General features: G+C 74.8%; 16 protein-coding genes, 5 pseudogenes and 1 riboswitch. Of the genes and pseudogenes, 7 read left to right on the forward strand and 14 right to left on the reverse strand.

The features are described from left to right. Nucleotide 1: 1 nt before the first annotated feature. From UG55_RS31015 to UG55_RS31020, 3 genes and pseudogenes are all read left to right on the forward strand, one after another. A pseudogene (locus tag UG55_RS31015) lies at nucleotides 2–706 on the forward strand (transcriptional regulator); the annotation flags it as partial. A 52-nt stretch (nucleotides 707–758) separates the two neighbouring features. Continuing rightward, nucleotides 759–1,769: a lysophospholipid acyltransferase family protein gene (locus tag UG55_RS01330; RefSeq protein ID WP_066061586.1), complete on the forward strand. Its 1,011-nt coding sequence runs from the start codon at nucleotides 759–761 to the stop codon at nucleotides 1,767–1,769. A 178-nt stretch (nucleotides 1,770–1,947) separates the two neighbouring features. Beyond that, complete coding sequence (locus UG55_RS31020) at nucleotides 1,948–2,307, forward strand: hypothetical protein (RefSeq protein WP_242423569.1); 360 nt, start codon at nucleotides 1,948–1,950, stop codon at nucleotides 2,305–2,307. Nucleotides 2,308–2,322: 15 nt separating this feature from the next. On the opposite strand, the gene UG55_RS01340 is transcribed toward UG55_RS31020, so the two are convergent. From UG55_RS01340 to UG55_RS01385, 13 genes and pseudogenes are all read right to left on the reverse strand, one after another. Further along, on the reverse strand, nucleotides 2,323–3,282 hold the full coding sequence (locus tag UG55_RS01340) for a hypothetical protein (protein WP_066061589.1): 960 nt from the start codon (nucleotides 3,280–3,282) through the stop codon (nucleotides 2,323–2,325). Between the two features lie 374 nt (nucleotides 3,283–3,656). Continuing rightward, a pseudogene (locus UG55_RS46525) lies at nucleotides 3,657–3,769 on the reverse strand (sirohydrochlorin chelatase); the annotation flags it as partial. 1 nt (nucleotide 3,770) lies between these two features. Then, nucleotides 3,771–4,568: pseudogene (locus UG55_RS01345) on the reverse strand (sirohydrochlorin chelatase); the annotation flags it as partial. Nucleotides 4,569–4,659: 91 nt separating this feature from the next. Continuing rightward, complete coding sequence (gene cobM, locus UG55_RS01350) at nucleotides 4,660–7,476, reverse strand: precorrin-4 C(11)-methyltransferase (RefSeq protein ID WP_083986285.1); 2,817 nt, start codon at nucleotides 7,474–7,476, stop codon at nucleotides 4,660–4,662. Then, nucleotides 7,473–8,267, reverse strand: a complete 795-nt coding sequence (gene cobI / locus UG55_RS01355; RefSeq protein WP_066061666.1) for a precorrin-2 C(20)-methyltransferase — start codon at nucleotides 8,265–8,267, stop codon at nucleotides 7,473–7,475. The genes cobM and cobI overlap by 4 nt, the downstream gene beginning before the upstream one ends. Nucleotides 8,268–8,272: 5 nt before the next feature. After that, nucleotides 8,273–9,790, reverse strand: coding sequence for a cobyrinate a,c-diamide synthase (locus UG55_RS01360; RefSeq protein WP_066061591.1), 1,518 nt, complete (start codon nucleotides 9,788–9,790; stop codon nucleotides 8,273–8,275). Further along, on the reverse strand, nucleotides 9,784–9,937 hold a 154-nt coding region (locus UG55_RS31025; RefSeq protein WP_242423575.1), incomplete at its 5' end, for a cob(I)yrinic acid a,c-diamide adenosyltransferase. The genes UG55_RS01360 and UG55_RS31025, both read right to left, overlap by 7 nt. 1 nt (nucleotide 9,938) lies before the next feature. Beyond that, nucleotides 9,939–10,392: pseudogene (locus tag UG55_RS01365) on the reverse strand (cob(I)yrinic acid a,c-diamide adenosyltransferase); the annotation flags it as partial. Further along, nucleotides 10,392–12,584, reverse strand: a complete 2,193-nt coding sequence (locus UG55_RS01370) for a VWA domain-containing protein (protein WP_066061669.1) — start codon at nucleotides 12,582–12,584, stop codon at nucleotides 10,392–10,394. The pseudogene UG55_RS01365 and the gene UG55_RS01370, both read right to left, overlap by 1 nt. Before the next feature lie 133 nt (nucleotides 12,585–12,717). Then, nucleotides 12,718–12,903, reverse strand: a riboswitch (cobalamin riboswitch). 90 nt (nucleotides 12,904–12,993) lie between these two features. Then, nucleotides 12,994–14,169 carry a site-specific integrase gene (locus UG55_RS01375; RefSeq protein ID WP_242423571.1) on the reverse strand — a complete coding sequence of 392 codons (1,176 nt, stop codon included), beginning with the start codon at nucleotides 14,167–14,169 and terminating at the stop codon, nucleotides 12,994–12,996. 130 nt (nucleotides 14,170–14,299) lie between these two features. Continuing rightward, nucleotides 14,300–15,566, reverse strand: a 1,267-nt coding sequence (locus UG55_RS01380) for a rhodanese-like domain-containing protein (RefSeq protein WP_242423572.1), incomplete at its 5' end; no start/stop codon positions are given. A 1-nt stretch (nucleotide 15,567) separates the two neighbouring features. Beyond that, nucleotides 15,568–15,709, reverse strand: a pseudogene (locus UG55_RS31030) (MBL fold metallo-hydrolase); the annotation flags it as partial. Between the two features lie 233 nt (nucleotides 15,710–15,942). Further along, nucleotides 15,943–16,509, reverse strand: a complete 567-nt coding sequence (locus UG55_RS01385; protein ID WP_066061600.1) for a GNAT family N-acetyltransferase — start codon at nucleotides 16,507–16,509, stop codon at nucleotides 15,943–15,945. Nucleotides 16,510–17,195: 686 nt separating this feature from the next. On the opposite strand from UG55_RS01385, the gene UG55_RS01390 reads away from it, so the two are divergent. Beyond that, nucleotides 17,196–17,612, forward strand: coding sequence for a GNAT family N-acetyltransferase (locus UG55_RS01390; RefSeq protein ID WP_199864996.1), 417 nt, complete (start codon nucleotides 17,196–17,198; stop codon nucleotides 17,610–17,612). Between the two features lie 115 nt (nucleotides 17,613–17,727). After that, nucleotides 17,728–17,961 (forward strand): tyrosine-type recombinase/integrase, encoded by a 234-nt coding sequence (locus tag UG55_RS01395; RefSeq protein WP_066061603.1) that lies wholly within the window; start codon nucleotides 17,728–17,730, stop codon nucleotides 17,959–17,961. Nucleotides 17,962–18,810: 849 nt separating this feature from the next. On the opposite strand, the gene UG55_RS01400 is transcribed toward UG55_RS01395, so the two are convergent. Then, nucleotides 18,811–19,518, reverse strand: coding sequence for a hypothetical protein (locus UG55_RS01400; RefSeq protein WP_066061606.1), 708 nt, complete (start codon nucleotides 19,516–19,518; stop codon nucleotides 18,811–18,813). A 50-nt stretch (nucleotides 19,519–19,568) separates the two neighbouring features. On the opposite strand from UG55_RS01400, the gene UG55_RS01405 reads away from it, so the two are divergent. Continuing rightward, nucleotides 19,569–20,189, forward strand: coding sequence for a TetR/AcrR family transcriptional regulator (locus tag UG55_RS01405; protein ID WP_066061609.1), 621 nt, complete (start codon nucleotides 19,569–19,571; stop codon nucleotides 20,187–20,189). A gap of 200 nt (nucleotides 20,190–20,389) precedes the next feature. Beyond that, nucleotides 20,390–21,662, forward strand: a 1,273-nt coding sequence (locus tag UG55_RS01410) for a WD40 repeat domain-containing serine/threonine protein kinase (RefSeq protein WP_157901481.1), incomplete at its 3' end; no start/stop codon positions are given.

Consider the following 21,662-nt stretch of genomic DNA (forward strand, 5'->3'; position numbering starts at 1 on the left):
NGGGAGTGGGAGTGGTCGGTGAAGGACCAGGCGATGGCGTACGGGATGAGCCGGGGCCTGGCGGCGATGCCGTCCCGGCCCCGCCGGAAGATCTTCCATGATCTGCTCGCCGACTACCAGGTGACGGGGGTGTTCGCCGGGGAGACGGAAGCCACCCACGACCGGACGATCGCCAGTGTGCACCGCCAGCAGCTGGTCGAGGTGAACGGCCAGTCGGACGTCCTGGTGGTGGGGCTGCCGTATGTGGGCCCGTACAACGTGAACTCGGTGATGAACCCGATCCTGGCGACGTGCGTGGGGCTGGGCTATTTCTTCAACATGTACCGGAACAAGCCGCTGGTGCGTCACCAGGGGGCGATGATTCTCTACCATCCGGTGACCCCGGAGTTCTCCCAGCTGCACCATCCGTCGTATGTGGACTTCTTCACCGAGGTGCTGGCGGAGTCGACGGACCCGGCGACGATCGAGGCGAAGTTCGAGAAGCAGTACGCGACCGACCCGTGGTACATCCACCTGTACCGCACGTCGCACGCATACCACGGCGTCCACCCGTTCTACATGTGGTACTGGGCGGCGCACGGCATGGACCATCTGGGTGATGTGGTGTGGGTCGGCGGTGACCGGGCGGCGTGTGCGCGGATGGGTTTCCGGGCGGCGTCGACGTTCGCGGACGCGTTGGAGATGGTGTCGGGGACGGTGGGTCGTGNCCCGTCCATCACCTATCTGCATTCCCCGCCGCATGCGCTGGCGGACGTGCGATGAGCGGGCCGGGCCGGTTCGGGGGGCCGCCGCGGCCGGGGCTCGGGGCGCGGGAGGTGGTGCGCGGGTTCCGCTGGGGTGGGCGGGCGCTGGTGCCGGCGTCGGCGCAGGCGCACCGGCCGCCGCTGGTGGCCCGGGAGTTCCCCACCGCCTGGGCGCGGAGGGCGCCGGCGCGGGTGGCGCGCACGGTGTTCCTGGAGGCGGCGATGTCGCCGCTGCTGCATGCGGCGCTGACGCCGACGGTCGCCGGGGCGGAGGTGTTCGACGAGGTCGGTGACGGCCCGGTGATCGTGGTGTCGAACCATTCCAGCCATCTGGACGCCCCGTTGCTGCTGTGTGCGCTGCCGCGGGCGGTGCGGGAACGTACGGCGGTGACGGCGGCGGCGGACTACTTCTTCGAGAGCACGTGGCGTGGGCTGTCCACGGCGCTGGCGTTCGGGACGGTGCCGATCGAGCGTCGGGGTGGGGCGCCGTCGACGACGCCGCTGGATCTGCTGCGGGACGGCTGGAACCTGGTGGTGTTCCCGGAGGGAACCCGGTCGCCGGACGGGGCGCGGGGCCGGTTCCGGTTGGGGGCGGGGTTTCTGGCGGTGACGGCCGGGGTGGCGGTGGTGCCGGCGGCGGTGCGTGGCGCCTATGCGGCGATGCCGCGGGGCCGCGGCTGGCCGACGGCGGGGCGGCCGCGGGTGTCGGTGCGGTTCGGTCGGCCGTTGCGGGCCGAGGCGTCGGAGGATGCGCGGGCGTTCACCGCCCGGCTGGCGGCGGAGGTGGACCGGCTCGGGGTGGAGGACACGTCGAGCTGGTGGGCGTCGTTGCGCGGGTCGGAGACCGCGGCGACGGCGGGTCCTGCCGGGCAGGGTGGTGTGGCCGGAGCAGGCCGGGCGGAGCAGGCGGGCCGGGCATCGGTGACGGCGGGGCGGCCCGGGGCGCCGGCGGCGCGGTGGCGGCGGGTGTGGGAGGCCACGGAGCCGACGGAATCGGTGCGGCCGCGGTCACCGTGGACGCGGTGACCACCCCCCCGCTGATGTGAGCTTCATCACATAAAGATCGTCTTGTGGATAACCCTGTTCACAGGGCGGTGGGTAGCCGGGGTCGGCCTGGGGATGACCTGTGGGGGACGCCCGGGTCAGCCCGGGGCGAGGAAGTCAAGGCGTTGCATCACGCAGTGTCACAGGTATGACTGGAGTCATGGCTCTGCTGCACCGGTCCCACCGCTCCTCTGACAGCCCGTCCAGCCCGTCCGACCTGCGACCCGCCGGGCGGCCCACGCCCACCGGGCGGGGACCGGTACGGGCGGCGGCGGGTGCCCGCCCGGTCCGCCTCGCCGCACCGCCGGTGGGCGGGCCGTCGCTGCCACCGAGCGTGGCGCGGGTCGCCGCCCGCACCCGGCTGTCCGCGGAGCTGCTGGCCGCGATCCTGGAGGTGGAGTGCCGCCACCGGGCGACGTTGGACGACATGGAACGGGCCGACGCGCTGGCCGATCGGCTGCTGGCCCGCCGCCGTGACCGGCTCGCCGCGGCCGACCCGGCCCGCCGCCTGACCGCCTGACCGCCTGACCGGCGTTCAGGCGGAGGTCTCGGCCTCACCCGGGTGGGGCATCAGCGGCAGCAGGCCGGGGCCGACGGAGACGATCTCGTTGACGCGGCGGCTGAGCATCCGCGAGGGGTGCACGTCGAGGATCGTGACGATGTCGCCGAGCAGCACGGCGGCCGCGGGCGGGTCGTCCGGGGCCAGCGCACCGGCGAGGCAGGCCAGCGCCCAGCCACGTTCGACCGTGCCGGAGCTGGTCATGTCCACCGCGATGCGGCTCAGATCGACGGCGCCGTCACCACCCATGCGGGACACGACGTCGGCGACGGCGACGGCTTCGCGGACCTCGTCGAACGCCGGCCAGCCCGGATGGCGCAAACCCTGCACGTTCGGCCGGTGGGCGAGCCGTTCCAGGGCGGCCAGCGCCGCGTCGCTGTCACCGAGGGTGGCCGCGGCGGCGGCTTCGATCGCCGCCGCCCAGCCGCACAGGTAGGGATGGCCGGCGGCGCCGGCGCGCCGGGCCGCGCCACCGGCGGCGTCGTACCGGCCGGTGACGAACGCGACGAGGGCGTCGAGGGTCGCGGCGGTGCCGGTCAGCAGCGGATCGTCGAGCTGGGCGGCGAACTGGTCGGTGAGGGTGGCGAACCGCCGCGCCGACGGGTCGTCGCCGGCTTCGACGGCGAGGACCCCCAGGTAGAAGGACAGGAAACCGGCGATGCCGGTGAGCTCGCGGTGCACCCCCGGGGACAGCCGCCGGCCGAGCGCCGCCTGTGCCCGGCGCCAGTCGGAGATGACCGGGCGTAGCAGCAGGGCGTGCGGGGTGGTCAGCAGGGTGGTGGCGTAGCGGTGCAGCCGGTCGTCGAACTCGGCCATGGTGAGCGGGTCGGGGTCGGCGTAGGCGATCTCACGGGAAAGCATGGCGGCGGCTCGGGAGGCCGCGGCCAACCCGAGCCGGTCGGGACCGGTGGGCTCGGGCAGCTCCACGCGGCTCATCCCTGTCCTCCCCGCCCCGGGCCGCCGTGGGGCGGTGGGGCCGCTGTCCTCCCGGCGGTGCCGGGGACGCGCCGGTGGTGCCGACGCGGGCCGCGCCCGGCACCCACCGGGCCGGGTGCCGCCGGGTCGCCCCCGTCGGTGTTCCGGTGCCGGTGGGTCACCGTTGCGGTCACGTTGGTGACCATCGCACGCTACCGTGTTACAGGCCACGGTGGGCTGTTGATGTGTGATGTCATGGTGGCCTGGCACTGTGGCGCTGTTGCCGCCGGGCCGGCCGCCCCCCGTGCGTTGATTGTTGTCCACGTCCTGGTACCGAGTACAGGTTTCGGCGGGATTGTGGGGTGTTACGGCTGGTCGGCCCGGTGTCCCACTCCCGGCCCGTGGCTGTGGCTGTGCGGCGGCGAGGTCGGGTCGTCGGGATGGTCATGCGGAGTCTGCGGGGCTCCGACCCGGTGCGCATGCCCCGGCAGCGCCGTCCGGTACAGGCNGGTGTCACAGTTCATCCGGATGTCGCCGCCGAGAGCCTCCCGGTAGCGTTCCAACACCAGATCCACCAGCGCCGCGCCGTCACCGAGCAGCCCCGCGCAGTCCAGTGACACCCGCGGGTGCCGCGCCGCCCACTCCCGCGCCTGCGCGACGGTGCGCCGCGGCAGCACCCCGGTGAACAGGAAGTAGGGCACGACCACCACCCGGTCGGCGCCCAGCCGGCGGACCCGTTCCAGCCCGGCGGGTACCGACGGCTGCGCCAGGCTGATGAACGCCACCTCCACCCCGGCGAACCCGCGGCCCTCCCACAGCAGCCGCGCCACCTTCGCCACCTCGGCGTTGGCATCCGGGTCGGTGGACCCCCGGCCCACCAGCAGCACCGTCGTCGCCGCCCGCTCCTCGGCCGGGCACACCGCGTCGACCCGCTCCTCCACCAGCCGCAGGATCGTCGGATGGGGACCCAGCGGACGTCCATAGACGTAGGTCAGGCCCGGATGCCGGGCCTGCTCCCGCGCCATCGACCCGGGGATGTCACCCTTGGCGTGCCCGGCGGCGACGAGGGTGAGCGGGACAACCCCGAGCCGGCGGTGCCCGGCGGCGACGAGGCGGCTCACCGCGTCGGCGACCGGTGGGGCGGACAGTTCGATGAACCCGCCGTCCACGGCCAGCCCCCCCGCCCGCGCCCGCACCCGGCCGACGAACCGGCGGAACTGCTCGGCGCCGTCGACGTCCCGGGTGCCGTGGCCGACGATCAGCAGCGCCGGCGCCGCGGCGCCGGCGCCGGCGCCGCGGACACCCACCTCGATGTCGCCCACCTCGATGTCGCCCACCTCGATGTCGCCCACTGTGACGTTCACTGCGACGGCCCTCCTGTGGCACGGCCCGTGACGGTCAGCTCCACCTGTAGTCCCGAGGGGTGACGACGAGACCGGCGCGCAGCCGGGTCCGGCTGGACCCGACCACGACGGTCGTGGTCATCCCGACGCTGTCGAGCAGCCGCTCGGCCTCCCGCGGCCCGCCCGGGCCACCGCCCGTCAACGCCCCCAACGTGGTGACAACGACCCGCTGCCCGCCGCGGAACGCGTCGGTGACCAGCCCCACCGGGACCGTGGCGGGGCGATGCTCGGCGAGCGCGCCGAGGGCGTCGGGCAGCTGATGGCGCCGGCTGCGGCTGCGCGGGTTGTAGAAGGCGACGACCAGGTCGGCGGCGGCCACCGCCCGCACCCGCCCGAGGATCCGCTCCCAGGCGGTGTGCAGGTCGGACAGGCTGATCAGCGCATGGTCGTGGCCGAGGGGGGCACCCAGCAGCGCGGCGGCGGCCAGCGCGGCGGTCACCCCGGGAACGGCGACGACGTCGAACGAGCCGTCGGCGAGATCCAGCGCCGGGCTTCCCATCGCGTACACCCCGGCGTCACCGCTGCCCAGCAGCGCCACCGCATGCCCGGCGCGGGCCCGCTCCACCGCCGCCCGCGCCCGGGCCTGCTCGTCCCCGAGCCCGCTGGCGAGCACCCGCACCCCGGTGGGCAGCAGGTCGGCCACCGACGCCACATACTGGTCCAGGCCGACGACGGTCCCGGCGCGGCGCAGCTCCGCGCGTGCCCACGCCGTCAGCAGCGACCGGTCCCCCGGGCCCAGGCCGACCACGGCGAGCCGGCCGCGGGGCCGGTGGCGGGCCACCGCGACGGTGGCGTGCGCGCTTACCTGCTTACCGACGACGAGCCGGGCCCCCGGCGCGGCCCCGGTCCCGGCGGCGGCCTCATGCTGGGCGGGTGGTCCGCTGAGCCGGTGCGCCGGCGGCGCCGGCCGGGACAGCAGGCTGGCCGCCTCGGCGACGCTCGGCGTGCCGACGGCGGCCGCGACCACCGGTGAGGGATGCGGCACCGCCACGGCGGCCAGTTCCCGCGGCGGGTGCACGACCAGCGGCCAGCCGCGGCGGGCGGCGACCGCCAGCAGCCCGGGCTCGTCCGCCTTCACCGTCACCGACGCCAGATGGCTCACCGCGGCGGGGGACAGGCCGGCACCGGCCAGCGCGGCGTCGATGAGGGCGTCGATCTCCTCCGCGGGTGCCCCCCGGCTCGCCCCGACCCCGACGACCAGGCTCGGTGGCCGGTACACCACCCGCGGCACCTCCCCGGCGGCGGGAGCGGGCAGCAGCCGGTCGGTGATGTGGATCCGCGCGGCCACCGCGTCATCCACGGCCACCGCGTCATCCACGGCGGGCAGCGGCGGCTGGGGTCGCACGGACGGTGGCAGCGCCGGCAGGGGCCACACCGCGTCGGCGTGCAGGTCCACCGGCCGCCCGGACAGCAGTGCCGCCCCGACCGCGGCCAGCTGCGAGTCACCGTCGACGGTGAACCCCAGGTCGGCACCGAAACCGTCCAACGCCGCCGTCCCCGCCGCCTCACTGGCCGTGGTGATCACCGGAGTGGCGCCGAGGACGTCGGCGACCTGCTCGGCGAGCCGGTTGGCGCCGCCGCCGTGCCCGCCGCACAGAGCCACGGCGAACCGCCGCCCCTCATCCACGCAGACCACGCCGGGGTCACGGTCCTTGCCGCGCAGCAGCCCGTCGAGCAGCCGCACCGTCGCCCCCGTCGCCAGGAAACACACCACGCCCGCGACCCCGTCGGCGACCGCGGCGGCCAGCGCCTCACCCGCCCGGCCCGGGTAGAGCCGCGCCGCCGGCCAGCGCCGCGCCAGCTCACCGGCCGCGGCCCGCCCGGCGGTGGTCACCGCCACCAGCGCCAGCACCCCGCCGACCTCGCCGCCGACCTCGCCGACCTCGCCGCCGCGACCCGCCGGACTGGGTGCCCGGGTGGGCGGGCCGGGAGCCGCCTGGGTGCCGCCGGCGGCGGCCAGGGCCCGGTCGGCGTTCCGCAGCGCCGTGCGGGACACCGCCTCCGCCCGCCGGAAGGTGTGGAAATGCCCCGGATGGTAAAGGTGGGAACGCCGGCCGCCGGCCGCCAGCGCCGGGCCGACGAGGATCAGCGTGTGCTTCCACAACCGATGCTCGCGGACGCTGTCCGCCAACGTGTCCACCGTGGCGTGCACGATCAGCTCGTCCGGCCAGCTCACCTGGTAGGCGATCACGCACGGCGTGGCCGGCGGGTAGCCGCCGGCCAGCAGCTCCTCGCGCAGCTGCCCGGAGCGGGCCGCGGAGAGGAACAGCGCCATCGTCGTGCCGTGCCGGGCCAGGTCCCGCACCTGCTCACCGGGCGGCATCGGGGTCTTCCCCCCACCGAGCCGGGTCAGGATCACCGACTGGGCGATCTCCGGGACGGTCAGCTCCCGCCCGATCGCCGCCGCCAGCGCGGTGAAACTGCTGACCCCGGGCACGATGTCGTAGTCGACCCCGAGCCGGTCGCAGATCTCCATCTGCTCCTGCACCGCACCCCACAGCGCCGGATCCCCCGAGTGCACGCGGGCGACCCGCAGCCCACCCTCGGCAGCCCGGCGGTAAACCGCCGCCACCCCCTCCAACGGCAACGCCGCGGAGTCGATGACCTCCGCCGCGGGCCGGGCATAGTCCAGCACGCCGGGCTGTACCAGCGACGACGCCCAGATCACGATGTCGGCGGCGCCGATCACCGCCGCCCCGCGCACAGTGATCAGATCCACCGCACCCGGCCCGGCCCCGACGAAACTGACCCGGCCGCGACCCCGGCCAGGCTGGGACGCCACCTGCCCGCCGGCCGGTCCGCCGCCGTTCACCGCGGCCACCGCGACCGCCGCGTCGCCAGCACGGTGGACAGGTAGGGGCCGGTCTCCCGCTCGGCCAGCTGCCCACCGGGGCGGATGTCCTGCCCGGGCAGGCCCAGCGCCGCCCCGTAGACGGCATGCCCGGCCGGCCCGTCGAGGCGGCCGGCGGCGGCCAGCGCCGCCCGCAGCTGCGGAAGCGCCCGCCCGCCCTTGTAGGCGACGACCGTGTCGAAGCCGTCCACCGCCGCCCGGTAGGCCGCGACCCCGGCGGTCAGCGGCAGCAGCGCCACCGTCTCGGCGCCGTGCGCGAGCACCGTGCCGGAGCGGGCCGCCAGGTCCTGCATCGCGGTGATGCCGGGCACCGTCTCCACCGCCACCGCCGGCAGCCGCCGGCGGACGGCGGCGGCCAGCGCGGTGAACGTCGAGTACAGGTTCGGGTCCCCGATGGTCGCGAACGCCACCGTCACCGCCGCATCCCCACCACAGCCGCTCCCGCCGGGGCCGCCGCCGAGCGCGGCGGCGACGGCCCGCGCCGGCGCGGTGTAGTCGGCGTCGCCGGTCATCCGGAACGGCAGCCGCACGATCCGGTCATGGTCGACGTGGGCACGTACCGTAATCTCGGCCCGGCCGGGCACCTCCCCACCGGGCACCTCCCCAGCCGGGGCGGCGGGCCCGTACGGGCCGTGGCCGTCGCTGACCGGAACGAACACCACGTCGGCGTACCGCAGCACCCGCACCGCCCGGTAGGTGACCAGATCCGGGTCCCCCGGGCCCACTCCCACCCCGACCAGGCGGGGACTCAAACCGCTCACCGTGCCGACACCTCCCGTTCGTCGTCCTCGCCGCACCGCACCGCCCGGCCGGGCCGGGCCGCCGCCGCGGCGGCGACCAGCCGCGGCACCAGCCCCGGCACACCCGCCCAGTGCAGGTGCAGGTAGGAGGCGTGCACCCCGCCGTGGACAAACCCCTCCGCCACCGTCCCCGCCGCCCGCGAGGGCCGGGAGGGCCGGGACCGGCGGGCGGGCGCACCCGGAAGGTCCACCTGCCAGGCCACCGCCCCGGGCAGCGCCGCCCGCGGCACGGTCAGCCCGGTGCGGTGGAACTCGTGGGCGTGCACCACCGTGCCCGCCGCCATCAGCACACTGCCGGTGGCCGCAACCGCCCGCCGATAGCCCAACGTCAACCGCGGTCCCATCGCCGCGTCGCAGCCCAGCACCCCGCACATCGCCGCCCCGTCCAACGACCGGCCCAGATACAGCAACCCGGCGCATTCGGCGACCAGCGGCGCACCGCGGCGGCCCAGCGCCGCGACCTCGCCGCGCAGCCGATGGTTGGCCGCCAGCGCCCCGACATGCTCCTCGGGGAACCCGCCACCGATCACCAGCGCGTCGGTGCCCGCCGGCAGCGTCTCCTCGCAGGTCGGATCGACGGTGAGCACCTGCGCGCCGGCGGCGGTGAGCAGCTCGGTGTGCTCGGCGTAGCCGAAGGTGAACGCCGGCCCGCCGGCCACCACCACCCGCACCGGCCGCCCCCACCCCACCCCGACTCCCGGCACCGGCTGATCCACCACAGCCGCCGCCGGATCCCACGCCCGCACCCGCAGCGGCGGCGCCGAACCCGCCAACCGCAGCAGCCCGTCCAGATCCACCGACGCGGCGAGCAGCCCGCCGAGCCGCTCCACCGCCACACCCGCCGCGCCGGCCCGTTCCGCCGCCGGCACCAGCCCCAGATGCCGCGACGGGGTGTGCACGGCGGCGTCGCGGGGCACCGCCCCGAACACCGGCACCCCGACCGCGCCCAACGCCTCGGTGAGCAGATCACGGTGCCGCACCGACCCCACCCGGTTGAGGATCACCCCCGCCAGGCGCACCCGCCGGTCGAACCCGGCGAACCCGGCGACCAGCGCCGCCACCGACCGGCCCACCCCGGACGCGTCGACGACCAGCACCACCGGCGCGTCCAGCAGCCGGGCCACCTGCGCCGTCGAAGCATGATCAGGTTCCTGGTCGGCGCCGGGCGCGGCCACACCGTCGAACAGGCCCATCGCCCCTTCGATGACCGCGACCTGCGCGCCGGCGGCCCCGTGGGCGAACAGCGGGCCGATGCGCCCCGCCCCGCACAGCATCACGTCCAGGTTGCGGCCCGGCCGGCCGGTGGCCAGCGCATGGTAGGTCGGGTCGATGTAGTCGGGGCCCACCTTGTGCCCGGACACCCGCAGCCCCCGGCCGGCCAGCGCCGCCATCAGCCCGGTCGCCACCGTGGTCTTACCCGCCCCGCTGCCCGGCGCGGCGATCACCAGCCGGGGGATCACCAGCGGGCTCACCATTCGATGCCCCGCTGGCCCTTCTGCCCCGCGTCCATCGGATGTTTCACCTTCGTCATCTCGGTGACGAGGTCCGCGGCGTCGACCAGCGCAGCCGGCGCCTCCCGGCCGGTGATCACCACATGCTGGTGGCCGGGCCGGGCGGCCAGCNCGGCCAGCACCTCGTCCAGATCGAGCCACCCCCAGCGCAGCGGATAGGTCAGCTCGTCGAGCACATACAGCCGGTAGGTGCCGGCGGCCAGGTCGCGGGCGATCTGCGCCCACCCCTCCACCGCCGCGGCCGCCGGATCCGCCGCCGGGTCGGTGCGGGCCTGCACCCAGCTCCACCCCGACCCCATCCGATGCCAGCTGACCGACCCGCCCTGCCCGGTCTCCGACAGCGCCCGCAGCGCCTTCTCCTCACCGATACGCCACTTCGCCGACTTGACGAACTGGAACACCCCCACCGGCCAGCCCTGCGCCCAGCCCCGCAACGCCAACCCGAACGCCGCCGTCGACTTACCCTTCCCCGCCCCGGTGTGCACGATCAGCAGCGGACGGTCCCGACGCTGGCGGGTCGTCAGCCCGTCGTCGGGAACCATCGACGGCTGCCCCTGCGGCGCCATCAGGCGACCCGCCCGAACCCGCCGCCGGCCAGCGGCGTGGACGGCAGCGCGTCCAGGCCGACCAGCGTCGCACCCAGCGCATCGGCGAGCCGCGCCGCCAACCCCAGCCGCACCGGGCCGGTCTCACAGTCGACGACCACACTGGACAACCCGCCCCGGCCCACCGTGCCACCGGCCGCCCGCCGCAGCGCCCGGGCCGCCTCCCACGGATCCGGCCCGGCGGTGGCCCGCCCGTCGGTGACGAGGACCAGCAGCGGGCGCCGGGCCGGTTCGCGGCGCGCCTCGGTGGCCAGCACCGTCGACGCACACACCAAACCGGCCGCGATCGGGGTCCGCCCGCCGGTCGGCAGACCCGCCAGCCGGGCCGCCCCCACCTCCACACTGGACGTCGGTGCCAGCACCAGCCGCGCCCCCACCCCCCGGAACGTGATCAGGCCGACGCGGTCGCGGCGCTGGTAGGCGTCCACCAGCAGTGACAGCACCGCGGTCGCCACCCGCGACAGCCGCTCGCGGGCCGCCATCGACCCGCTGGCGTCGACGACGAACAGCACCAGGTTGCCCTCACGGCCCCGGCGCAGCGCGCCGCGCCGGTCCGCCGGCTCTAGTACCAGCCCCGGGCCGCGCCGCCCCCGGGCCCGCTGGTGCGCGGCGGCGGCGCGCAACGTGGCCGGCAGGTGCAGCCCGGGGAGGTCCGCGCCGGAACCGACGACCGCCCCCCGCACCCCGTGGGACACCGACCGGCGGCCCGCCGCCCCCGCCCCGACCCCGGCGGCGGTGAACAGGCGGGGCCGAAACGGCGCACCCGCCGCCCCGACCAGACCGGTGCCCGGGCCGTCACCGGCCGCCGGGCCGGCGCCGGGCGGGCCCGCGGCGGATGGGGGAGAACCCGCCGGGCTGCGCGCCGTCCACGTCCCCGGCGCCCCCGCCCCGACCCCCGGGGACGTGGACGGCGAGGACAACCGGCCGGACGGCGAGGACAAGGCCGCCCCGTCTCCGTTCGACGACCCCGGCGCACCCCCACCGCCCCCGCCACCAGGGTCCGGGTCGAGGTCGAGGTCAGGATCGCCATCGCCATCGCCACCGGAGCCGGAAGCCGAAGCGGGGCCGTCACGCCACCGCGTGGCCCCCGCCCCGGACCACCCACCACCACCGTCACCGTCCGGCGGTCCGGCGGTCCGGTCCCGCAGGACCTCCTCCACCGTCTCCGCCAGACCGGTGTCATCCCCACCGGGGGCGTCGAACGGGCCGCGGCGACGCCGATGCGGCAACACGAACCGGGCGGCGGCCCGGATGTCCTGCGGGCCGACCTCCTCCCGGCCCTCCCACGCGGCCACCGCCATCGCCGTCCTCGCCAACACCACGTCCGCGCGCATCCCGTCGACGTCGCAGGCCGCGCACACCGCCGCCACCGCGTCCACCGCCGCATCCGACAGCACCACCGAAACCAGCCGCTGCCGCGCGGCGACGATCCGCGCCGCCAACGCCGCCTCCCGGCCCGCCCACACCGCGGCGAACCCGGCCGGGTCGGCGTCGAACGCCAACCGGCGGCGCACCACCTGCGCACGCACCGCCGGATCCCGGCTCGCCGCCACCGTCACCGTCAACCCGAACCGGTCCACCAGCTGCGGCCGCAGCTCACCTTCCTCCGGGTTCATCGTGCCCACCAGCCAGAACCGGGCCGGATGCCGCACCGACACCCCGTCCCGTTCCACCTGCGCCACCCCCAGCGCGGCGGCGTCCAGCAGCACGTCCACCAGATGGTCGGCGAGCAGGTTCACCTCGTCGACGTACAGCACCCCCCGGTGGGCCGCCGCCAGCAAACCCGGCCGCAGCGCCGTCACCCCTTCGGTGAGCGCCCGGTCCAGATCCAGCGCGCCGGTCACCCGATCCTCCGAGGCGCCGACCGGCAGCTCCACCAGCCGCGCCGGGCGGACCAGCGCCGCCTGCCCGGCCGGATGCGGCCCGTCCGGGCAGTCCACCGCCGGTGCCTGCGGGTCGCAGGCGAACCGGCAGCCCGCCACCACCGCCACCGGCGGCAGCAACGCGGCCAGCGCCCGCACCGCCGTCGACTTCGCCGTCCCCTTCTCACCCCGGACCAGCACCCCACCGACCGCCGGGGACACCGCGTTGAGCAGCAACGCCAGCCGCAGATCCGCCGACCCCACCAGCGCGCTGAACGGGAAGGTCACCACCGCCCCGGCCGCCCACCGCGGCCACCGGCCGCCCACCCGGATCCGATCGTCGTCGTCACGGCAGCTACCCGGCCGTGGCCGGGCATGGCAGTACTGGGCATCGCGGAAGTCCTCCCCGGGGTGTCCTCGCCCTCGAAGCAGCCACGGACGGCGGCAGTATCCTGGCTACCCGGATCGGCATCGAACCTCGGCCTTCCAGCGGCCTACGGCCGCCGTGACCTTCCGCTGAGGTCGACTCCCCGGTAACAGTGGCGGGACCGCGCCGGATTCACACCGGCTTCCTGCCTGACCGTCCGGCGCTCAGCATGGCACACCGAACACGGCCGCGGGGGGCACCCGGCGACACACACCCCGATCCCGGTGGACATCGGGACGTCGCCCGCCCAACACCCACACCCCGGCCGCAGGGTTACAGACCGACGCGACCCGACGGGTTGTCCGCGTCGAACAGCCGCCCAGCCCGCACATACGACTCCAACGACGCCGCCGACCGCCACCGGCCCTGCCGCATGATCGACCGGTCCGTCACCCCGGCCCGCGCCGCCGCGGTCGCGAACCCCGACCGCAGCGAATGACCAGCGAAATCCGCCGGGTCCAACCCGGCCGCCGCCACCCGCCGCTGCACGATCCGCGCCACCGACCCCGCATACAGCCGCCCCGCCCCGACCTGCCCATGCCGGTTGATCCCCCGGAACGCCGGCCCGCCGGCCAGCGGCATCCCCGCCGCCGCCGCGGCCGCCACCCAGCCCCGCCACGCCCGCACCGGGCACGTCGGCCGGTACGACCCGTACGCCAACCCCACCTGTGCCCCGGCCGCCTCCTGGTCGGTCTTCGACCGGCGCACCGTCAGCACCAGCCCGTCGTCGGTCTCCACCACGTCGGCGGTGTCCAACCCGACCAGCTCACTGCGGCGCAGACAGCCGGCGAACCCCACCAGCAGCAGCGCCCGGTCCCGCACATCGGCCAGCACCGCGTCGTCCAACCCGGCCACCACCCGCGACAGCAGCGACGTGTCCAACGCCGCCTTCCGGGACGGCCGCACACCCCGGGAACGGCGGATCCCGTTCCACACCGCCGACACCTCCGCCGACCCGGTCGGATTGTCCACCTGGGCCAGCTGGTGGGCCACCGAGATCGCCGCCAGCCGACGGCGGATCGTGGACGGGGCGTACCCGGCGTCGGCGAGCGCGGCGATGTACCCGGCGACCGTCGCCGCCGACGCCGGCACGGCGACCAGCGCCAGCGGCTGCCCGGCACACCAGGAACGGAAATGGCGCAGGTCGGCGTCGTAGGCGCGCCACGTCGCCGCCGACCGGGAAGCCCGCGCGTAATCCCCGACCCGCCCGGCGAGCTCCTCGCCCAGCACCCCCAGCCCACCGCCACCCGCCGCCGGCAGAACCACCACCTCCGCGGCGGTGACCCTCTCCACCGTCTCCACGGACCCGGCCTCCACGGTCTCGGGAACGGTGGGTGCGGGAACCGTGGGCGTCCCAGCCGGCCCCGTGGGTGCCTGCGCGCCGGTGGGGGAGCCGACCTCCACCGGCCCGTCACCGTCCGCACGCCGCCCGTTCACCACCGGCCGCATCCCACCCTCCACCCGGATTCGAACCCCGCGGATGATCGTAAACGCCGACGCGCCCGGGTGACGCCCGCCGGCCGGCCCGACCGCACCGGCGTGCCGACACCTCCAGCACACCCGGCGGTCAGGTGACGTGTCATGCGTCGACGTCGCGCGGGTCACCCGCGACCGGCAGTCCCGCGTCGGACGCCGCCGAGAAGTCGTCGTCGACATGCACCACCCGCCGGCCGGCCCGCGCCAGCAGACTGGCCGCCACCGCGGCGCGATACCCCGAACCGCAGTGCACCCACACCACCCCGGCCGGCACCTCGCCGACCCGGCCCACCAGCTCCGGCAACGGCAGATGCACCGCCCCGGCGACATGACCGGCCCGCCACTCACCCGCCAGCCGCACATCCAACAGCACCCCCGCGGCGGGCAGCCCCGCCGGGGAGGCACCCGCCCGGGCCGCGGCGAGATCCGCGAACGTCGCCACCGGCAACGTCCCGAGCCGCCCCGCCTCCCCACCCGCCCACACCTGCGGCCCACCGGTGGCCGCCGCGGCCGGCCGGTCGACACCGATCCGGGCCAGCTCACGCTGCGCGTCGGCGATCTGCGCCGCACCGTCGGCGAGCAACGTCACCGGCGCCCCCCACGGCACCAGCCAGCCCAGCCACGTCGACATCGGACCATCCAGCCCCACACTGACCGTGCCGAGAAGATGCCGGCACGCGAACGCCCGGCGGCTACGCAGATCCACCACCCACTGCCCGGCCTCGATCCGCCCGGCCAGCTCGGCGGCGTCCACCCGGCGAACCGGCGTCAGATCGACCAGCTCGGCACCGGCGCTGTTACGCGCACCCATATGGGCGTAGTAGACGGGGTACGCGTCCAGCCCGGCGAGGGTCTCGGCGACGAACGCGTCACCCTCCAGCCGCAGCGCCGGGTTCACCGTCCGTTCCCGGCCGATCGTCGACGCCGGCGCGTCCGCCTGCGACGCCGAACAGAAACTGCCGAACCCGTGCGTCGGCCACACCCGCGCCCCGTCCGGCAGCAGATCCGCCAGCCGCCGCACCGAGGCATGCTGCCGTTCGGCCAGCAGCCGCGCATGCGCGGCGCCCAGCAGATCGGTGCGCCCCGTCGTACCGAACAGCAGCGAACCACCGGTGAACACCCCCACCGGCCCGCCGCCGTCAGCCAGGACGAACGACAGATGGTGAAACGTGTGCCCGGGGGTGGCCACCACCCGCAGCCCCATCGCCGGCGACACCACCACCTCGTCCCCGTCAGCCACCGCAACCCGCTCGAAAGCCACCGTGTCCGCGGCCGCGACCAGATAGTCCGCCCCGGTCACCCGGGCCAGCGCCAACCCCCCGGAGACGTAGTCGTTGTGCAGATGGGTCTCCGCCACCTGACTGATCCGCNCCCCGAGCCGGCCCGCCAGCGCCAGCATCCGGTCGATGTCCCGCTGCGGGTCGACCACCACCGCCACCCGGCCGTCATGCGCCAGATAGCTGCGGTCACCCAACGCCGAGGTCTCCACGACCTCCACCTGCACCGTCGTCATCCCCACTCCCACCCGCCGCGCGCACCCGGTATGCAGCTGCCCCCCGACATCCCCCCAGCACACACCACCGGTCTAAACCCGGCCGGCCGAAACCGCCCGACCACCCCACCCNGGCGCCCCACCCCCGCCGCCCCCGCAGCGGGGCAACCCGGATCCGGGGCCGGTCACGGACCCGCGCACCCCGGCCCGACCACGGGAACAACCCCCTGCCCGGCGACCACCGGTGAGCGGCCTCACCACCCGGCGGGCACCGGCACCCCACGACCGGGCCCGGCACCCGGCGCGAGTGCCCGCGTGAAGGCGACGCGAGACAGCGCCGGCCCGTCGTAGTCGCGGTGGACGGCGACACCGTCGATCGTGGTGTCGCCGGGTTCGACCTGGAAACCGAGGCCGGTGTGGAACGCCAGCGAGGCCGTGTTCCCCGGGCTGGTGACACACCGCACCCGGCGGCAGCCCCGGGCGGCCACCAGGCGGAAGAACCGCCGGTAGAGAAACGCGCCCACACCGCGGCGGTGCAGCGAGGGATCGACCCCGACGAAGTGGATGTAGGCGACCTCGGGCTGGGACTGCGACACGAACCCGATGAGGAACGCCACCAGCCGGCCGTCGGCGCGTTCCACCAGGAAGCTGCTGTCGGTGAAGTGCTGGAAGAACAGCCGTGGGAGCAGCAGGCTGCGCTGCAACGACCCGGCGTCGCCGGCGAAACCCGCCCACCAGACATCCATGACCGCCAGGACACGCCGCTGATCGTCCGGGGTGGGATGACGCAGCACCAGACCGTCGGGAAGTTCGTCGACCACCGGCCGACCCTGACAGCTGCGTACGCATCGCCGCCAACCCTTTTCCGGCGGCCCGGCCGGGCGTCGATCCGTGGGTTCTGGTCCGTGCGCCACCGTCGTGATCAGCGTCTGCAGTATCAGCGTCTGCGGTCGTCCGTGACGCCGCCCGGTGTCGACGGCGGCTCACACACCCACCGACCGGCATTACGTTTCATCATTACGTCGCCGAAAGACGATTCACGAAACGGAACGAATCGCTCGATCGCCACGGGTAACCGCCACTCCCCTGATTTCTAACGCCCGAGAAGGGAGGCTTATCGGGCGTCAGCCGTNGGAGGGTTCCGGGGGAGTGCCAGGCGGCCGGGGCGGGACCTCGGCGCGACGGGTGCACCCGGATACGTTCCGTTTCGCGTTTCGTCTCGTGACGAAACGCGTTGGCGTGGCCGGTTTGGGGGTGCCATTAACGAACGTGTCATCAGCCCCAAACGGGAAGGATCTTGGATTGCGTGGCGGATCTTGGCGGGACGCTCACGCCCCTGCTGCGTTGGGCCAGGGGATCCGAGACCGGGCCGTTGCTGGTGACGGGCGGTCCAGGCCCGGGACTCGGGGCTGTGTCACCGGCCGCCAAGTAGCTCTCCGTGATTGCAGGCCAGTCGCTGGTCGATTGTGGGTTGCTGCTGACCCTTGTCCCGGGACAACCTCCTTGCATGGTCGAGTTGGAGGTACTGACAGCGGACGACTGGCCCAGGTGGCGCGAGCTGAGGCTGGCCGCGCTTGCCGCGGCGCCCTACGCCTTCGGGGCCAGGCTCGCGGACTGGCAGGGTGATGGCGACAGGGAGGAGAGATGGCGTGCCCGGCTGAGCATTTCTGGCTCGTGCAACCTTCTCGCCGCACTTGACGGAACGCCGGCCGGGATGGTCAGCGGTATCCCGGGCCCACGGAACGGCGTCGTAGAGCTGATCTCCCTGTGGGTCAGCAAGGCCGCATGGGGGCAGGGCGTGGGGGATCACCTGGTTCATGCGGTGGAGCAGTGGGCTGTCCAGGAACGGGCGGAGGTCTTGCAGCTCGCAGTCGCGGCCGGCCAACGAGCACGCGACCGCGCTGTACCGGCGCCATGGCTTTGAGGACACCGGGCACGTCGGTGGTGTGCTGCCCGATGGGCAGAGAGAACACATCATGGCGAAGAGACTCCCCTGACTTGAACTACGTCGTTCACGCTTGAGAGCTACTTGGCGGCCGGTGACACAGACCCACCAGGTCGTCGCCGACCTAGGCCGCTCCGTCGGCATCACTGACCTGAGCCCGCACGTCCTGCGGCACACCTTCGCCACCGCCATGCTCCGCCGCGGCGCCGACCTCGTCCTCGTCGCCGAGCTCCTCGGCCACGCCCGGACCGACACCACCCGCGTCTACACCAAGCCCACCAAGACCGACCGCCTCCGCGCCGTCGAACTCCTCCCCGGCGACTCGTAAGACGCGACCGTAGCCAGGGCGCCGAACCCTGCGCAGCCCTCGCCCTCACAGGCCGCCACCTACGCGCCGGAAACCGGCCAGCGGCTGTCATGGAATCTTCGATTGGTGGCGACTCAACTACCGAAAGCTACTTTGCCNCTGGTGGCATGAACCCGAGTGCCGGGTCGTCATCTCCTACACCGCGTGGTGGTTCGGGGCAGCAGGCCGGGTGACCAACCCGGAGCCGGGGTGACAGACCTGTCTGATCAGACGGGAAACCCGGGTGGCGAGCCGGGTCGCGAGGGCCGGTGAGTGACAGTCCCGGGCCGGTATCGGGACAGCACCGCCCGACCCTTTCCGATGTCCGGCACCCCGCCCGCGGGCACCTTGGCCAGCGCCGCCCGGCCGAGGCACGGCGATCGAGCCACCGGCACCGGGCGGGAGCCCGCCGTAACGCCGCTACCAGGGCTTTCAGGGGGAGCAGAGGCCGCGCCACAGCCATCGCCCACCCCCGCGCCGCCCGTCCGCGGGTGTTCGCCACCGGCGACTGAAGGACTCGTTGTGTCTCCGCTCCCGGCGGGGTTGCGCCGCCTCCGCCGCCGGGGTTGTCAACACCTCTCCCGAGGAGACACACAGAGCTCTTCAGCCGCAGCATCGTCACTGCCGCGCCGCCGCCCGAAACGCTGACCGCCATCGTCAGATCACCCATCCACCCACCCACCTGCGCCCGTGCGCGCCGTGCCGGCGGTCGCCGTGCCGGGTGCGTTGTCGGGGTGCTCGCCACCGGCGACACGGCGCATCTCGGCGTGCCGGAGACGTTCTGATGGTGCTGTTCATCCACCGCGAGCTGATCCACCACTTGGCCGAGGTCTACCTGCCGGAAACCTCCCGGGAGGTGTCCGTGCCGGAGGTGGTGGGCCCGGTGGGGAACACGCCACGCACCCAGGTGCCGGTGGCGGTCCAGACGGGGCCCACCAGCAGCCAGCCCGCGCACAGCACGCCGAGCTGGGTGAACAAGCCGCCGCCCGCCCACAGCGCGCGGGTGCGTTCGGGGTCACCGCCGGCGAGGATGATCAGTCCCAGGGTGGCGGCGGCGAGCAGGCACGCGGTCAGGCAGCGCCGCCATTCCCGCCAGTGCCGGGCCAGCCGCGCATCCGGAGCCTCGGCCTCGGTCGGAGCCTCGGCCAGGGCCACCCCACCCGCCCCGCCGGCCGCGGAAGCCGGGCTGTCCGCGGCCTCCGGGCCGGCCGGAGCGATGGAGGTGGACAGCACGGCTGGGTGGGGTGGGCGGCGGCGGGCGAACCAGCGGTCGACGCCGGCGACCAGCGGGGGGCCGAACACGACGCTGAACCCCAGGTAGACGGCGGACAGGCCGTGCGTCCAGTCAGCGGTACGCGCACCCCAGCGCAGGTCGGCGACGGTGACGGTGAGCAGGACCACGTCGACCAGCGGCACACAGGCCAGCAGTACCGCGGACCGTCGCCGCCAGCCCAGGCCGTAGCGGGTGGCGACCCCGGCCAGGAGCAGAACCCAGAACACCACCTCGCAGGCGACGATCGCGACGGCGACCATGACCACCCCGTTTCCATACGAACGTATTCCATACGGCTGTATGGGAGGATAGCGCGATGCCACGCCCCGCGACGACGTCCGCCGACGCTCTCCTCGACGCCCTCGTCGACGTCGTCGTCGACCGGGGCCTGGACGCGGTGAGCGTGCGCACCGTCGCCACCGCCGCCGGAGTGTCGATCGGTGCCGTGCAGTACCACTTCGCGACGAAGGACGAACTGCTGCTCGCCGCCTACCGGCGCACCATCGACCAGTTCACCGCCCGGGCGCTCACCCTCGCCGACCACGCCCCCACCCCCGGCGCCTACATCCGCGCCCTGCTCGCCGAACTGCTCCCCCTCGACGACGCCCGCGACGCCGAACTACGCGTCGCGCTCGCGTTCACCGCCCGCTCCCCCCACAGCCCCCGCCTCGCCGGCCTCTACACCGCCGGCTACCAGGCCCTCGTCAGCGCCGTCGCCCACGCCCTCGACCAGGCCGTCCGCAGCGGGGATGCCGCCGCGGACGTCGACCCCCACCGCGACGCGATCACCGCCGTCGCGGTCACCGACGGCCTGGCCTGGCATGCGCTGTGCGCCCCGGACGCCCTCACCCGCGACGACACCCTCACCGCCCTGCACGCCCACCTCGACCGGCTCCTCCCCAACCGGGGAGACAGCAACACCACCGACGGCCACTGACGGCCACTGACGGCCCGGACCGCTCCCGCGCCCCGCCTCGGGATCATCCTGGCCTGATCGACGGCAGGGCCGGGCCCCGCGGGCCGATGTCATGATCCGGACTGGTGTGCGCAGCCGAGCCGAACGGTGGCGATTCGTGGCAGGCTGGATAGCTATGAGTACGCGGGCTGCAGCACACCGGCGGGAAATCACCCGAGCCGATGCTCGTTGATCGGGAACGGGTAGCGAGGGCGCTGCCCGGCTACACACTGGGCGTCGAGCTCGGCGCGGGGTCGTTCGGGCTGGTCCTGGCCGGGGAGCACCGGCGGATGGGACGCCCGGTCGCGGTCAAGGTGATGCGCGCCGACGGCCCCGAGGGGCGCGCGGTGGCCTTCGCGGCCGAAGCGCGCACCCTGGCCGGGCTGGATCACCCCCACATCGTCCGGGTCTACGACTACCTCGACGTCGACGGCCTGTGCCTGGTCGTCATGGAGCTGCTGCCCGGCGGCACTCTGACGCACCGGCGCGCCGATCTCACCCCGCCCCAGGCCTGCGCGGCCGGCCTGGCGGTGGCCGCCGCGTTGGACCACGCCCACAGCCACGGGGTGCTGCACCGCGACATCAAGACCGACAACATCCTGTTCGCTGCCGACGGCACGGTGAAAGTCACCGACTTCGGCCTCGCGAAGATCTTCGAAGGGTCCGCCGCCACCGCCAGCGGCCTGGCCGGCACCCCCCTGTACATGGCCCCCGAACAGATCGACGGTGGCCGCCTCGGGTTCACCACCGACCTGTACGCCCTCGGGATCGTCCTCTACCAGCTCCTCGCCGGGCGGCCCCCGTTCGACCCCCGCCAGCCCGTCCAGGTCCTGTGGCGCCAGCACCTGACCGAACCCCCACCGCCTCTGACCGGCGTCCCCGAGCGCCTCGCACGGGTTGTACTGCGCGCTCTGGAGAAGAACCCGGCCGACCGGCACCCCGACGCCGCCACGTTCGCGGCCGATCTCGCCCACGCCGCCACCGGCATCTACGGCCCAGGCTGGGCCAGCACCACCGGCCTGCCTCTCCACCTGACCGACCAGCTCCGCCCCAGCCTCCAAACACCCCAACCCGCGGACGCGTCTCCCCGAAAGCCCGACCCCAGACCCATGAGCGCGCCGCCCACCCGCCGACGATTCCTCACCGCCGGTGCCGCCTTCGCGCTCGCCGCAGCCGCAACCCTCACCGCGGTGGTCACCACTACCCGTGACGGCGCCTCCCCGTCCACCCTCACACCCACACCCACACCCACCGCGAACCCCGGCCCGACGCCGACGCCGAGGCCAGCCGTCGTGGACTGGTCCCATCCCAGCGCCCTCGGCCCGCCGCTGACCGCCCACACGAACCAGGTGTGGTCGGTGGCGTTCTCCCCCGACGGGCGTACCCTCGCCACCGGCGCCGCCGACAAGACGGTGCGGCTGTGGAGAGTCACCGACCCGGCCCGCCCGACCCCCC

Source organism: Frankia sp. EI5c (assembly GCF_001636565.1).
GTDB lineage: Bacteria > Actinomycetota > Actinomycetes > Frankiales > Frankiaceae > Parafrankia.

Coding starts and splice junctions, on each gene's coding strand:
- UG55_RS01330 (WP_066061586.1), top strand. CDS start 759: ATGAGCGGGCCGGGCCGGTTCGGGGGGCCGCCGCGGCCGGGGCTCGGG.
- UG55_RS31020 (WP_242423569.1), top strand. CDS start 1,948: ATGGCTCTGCTGCACCGGTCCCACCGCTCCTCTGACAGCCCGTCCAGC.
- UG55_RS01340 (WP_066061589.1), bottom strand. CDS start 3,282: ATGAGCCGCGTGGAGCTGCCCGAGCCCACCGGTCCCGACCGGCTCGGG.
- UG55_RS01360 (WP_066061591.1), bottom strand. CDS start 9,790: ATGGTGAGCCCGCTGGTGATCCCCCGGCTGGTGATCGCCGCGCCGGGC.
- UG55_RS01375 (WP_242423571.1), bottom strand. CDS start 14,169: ATGCGGCCGGTGGTGAACGGGCGGCGTGCGGACGGTGACGGGCCGGTG.
- UG55_RS01390 (WP_199864996.1), top strand. CDS start 17,196: ATGGTCGAGTTGGAGGTACTGACAGCGGACGACTGGCCCAGGTGGCGC.
- UG55_RS01405 (WP_066061609.1), top strand. CDS start 19,569: ATGCCACGCCCCGCGACGACGTCCGCCGACGCTCTCCTCGACGCCCTC.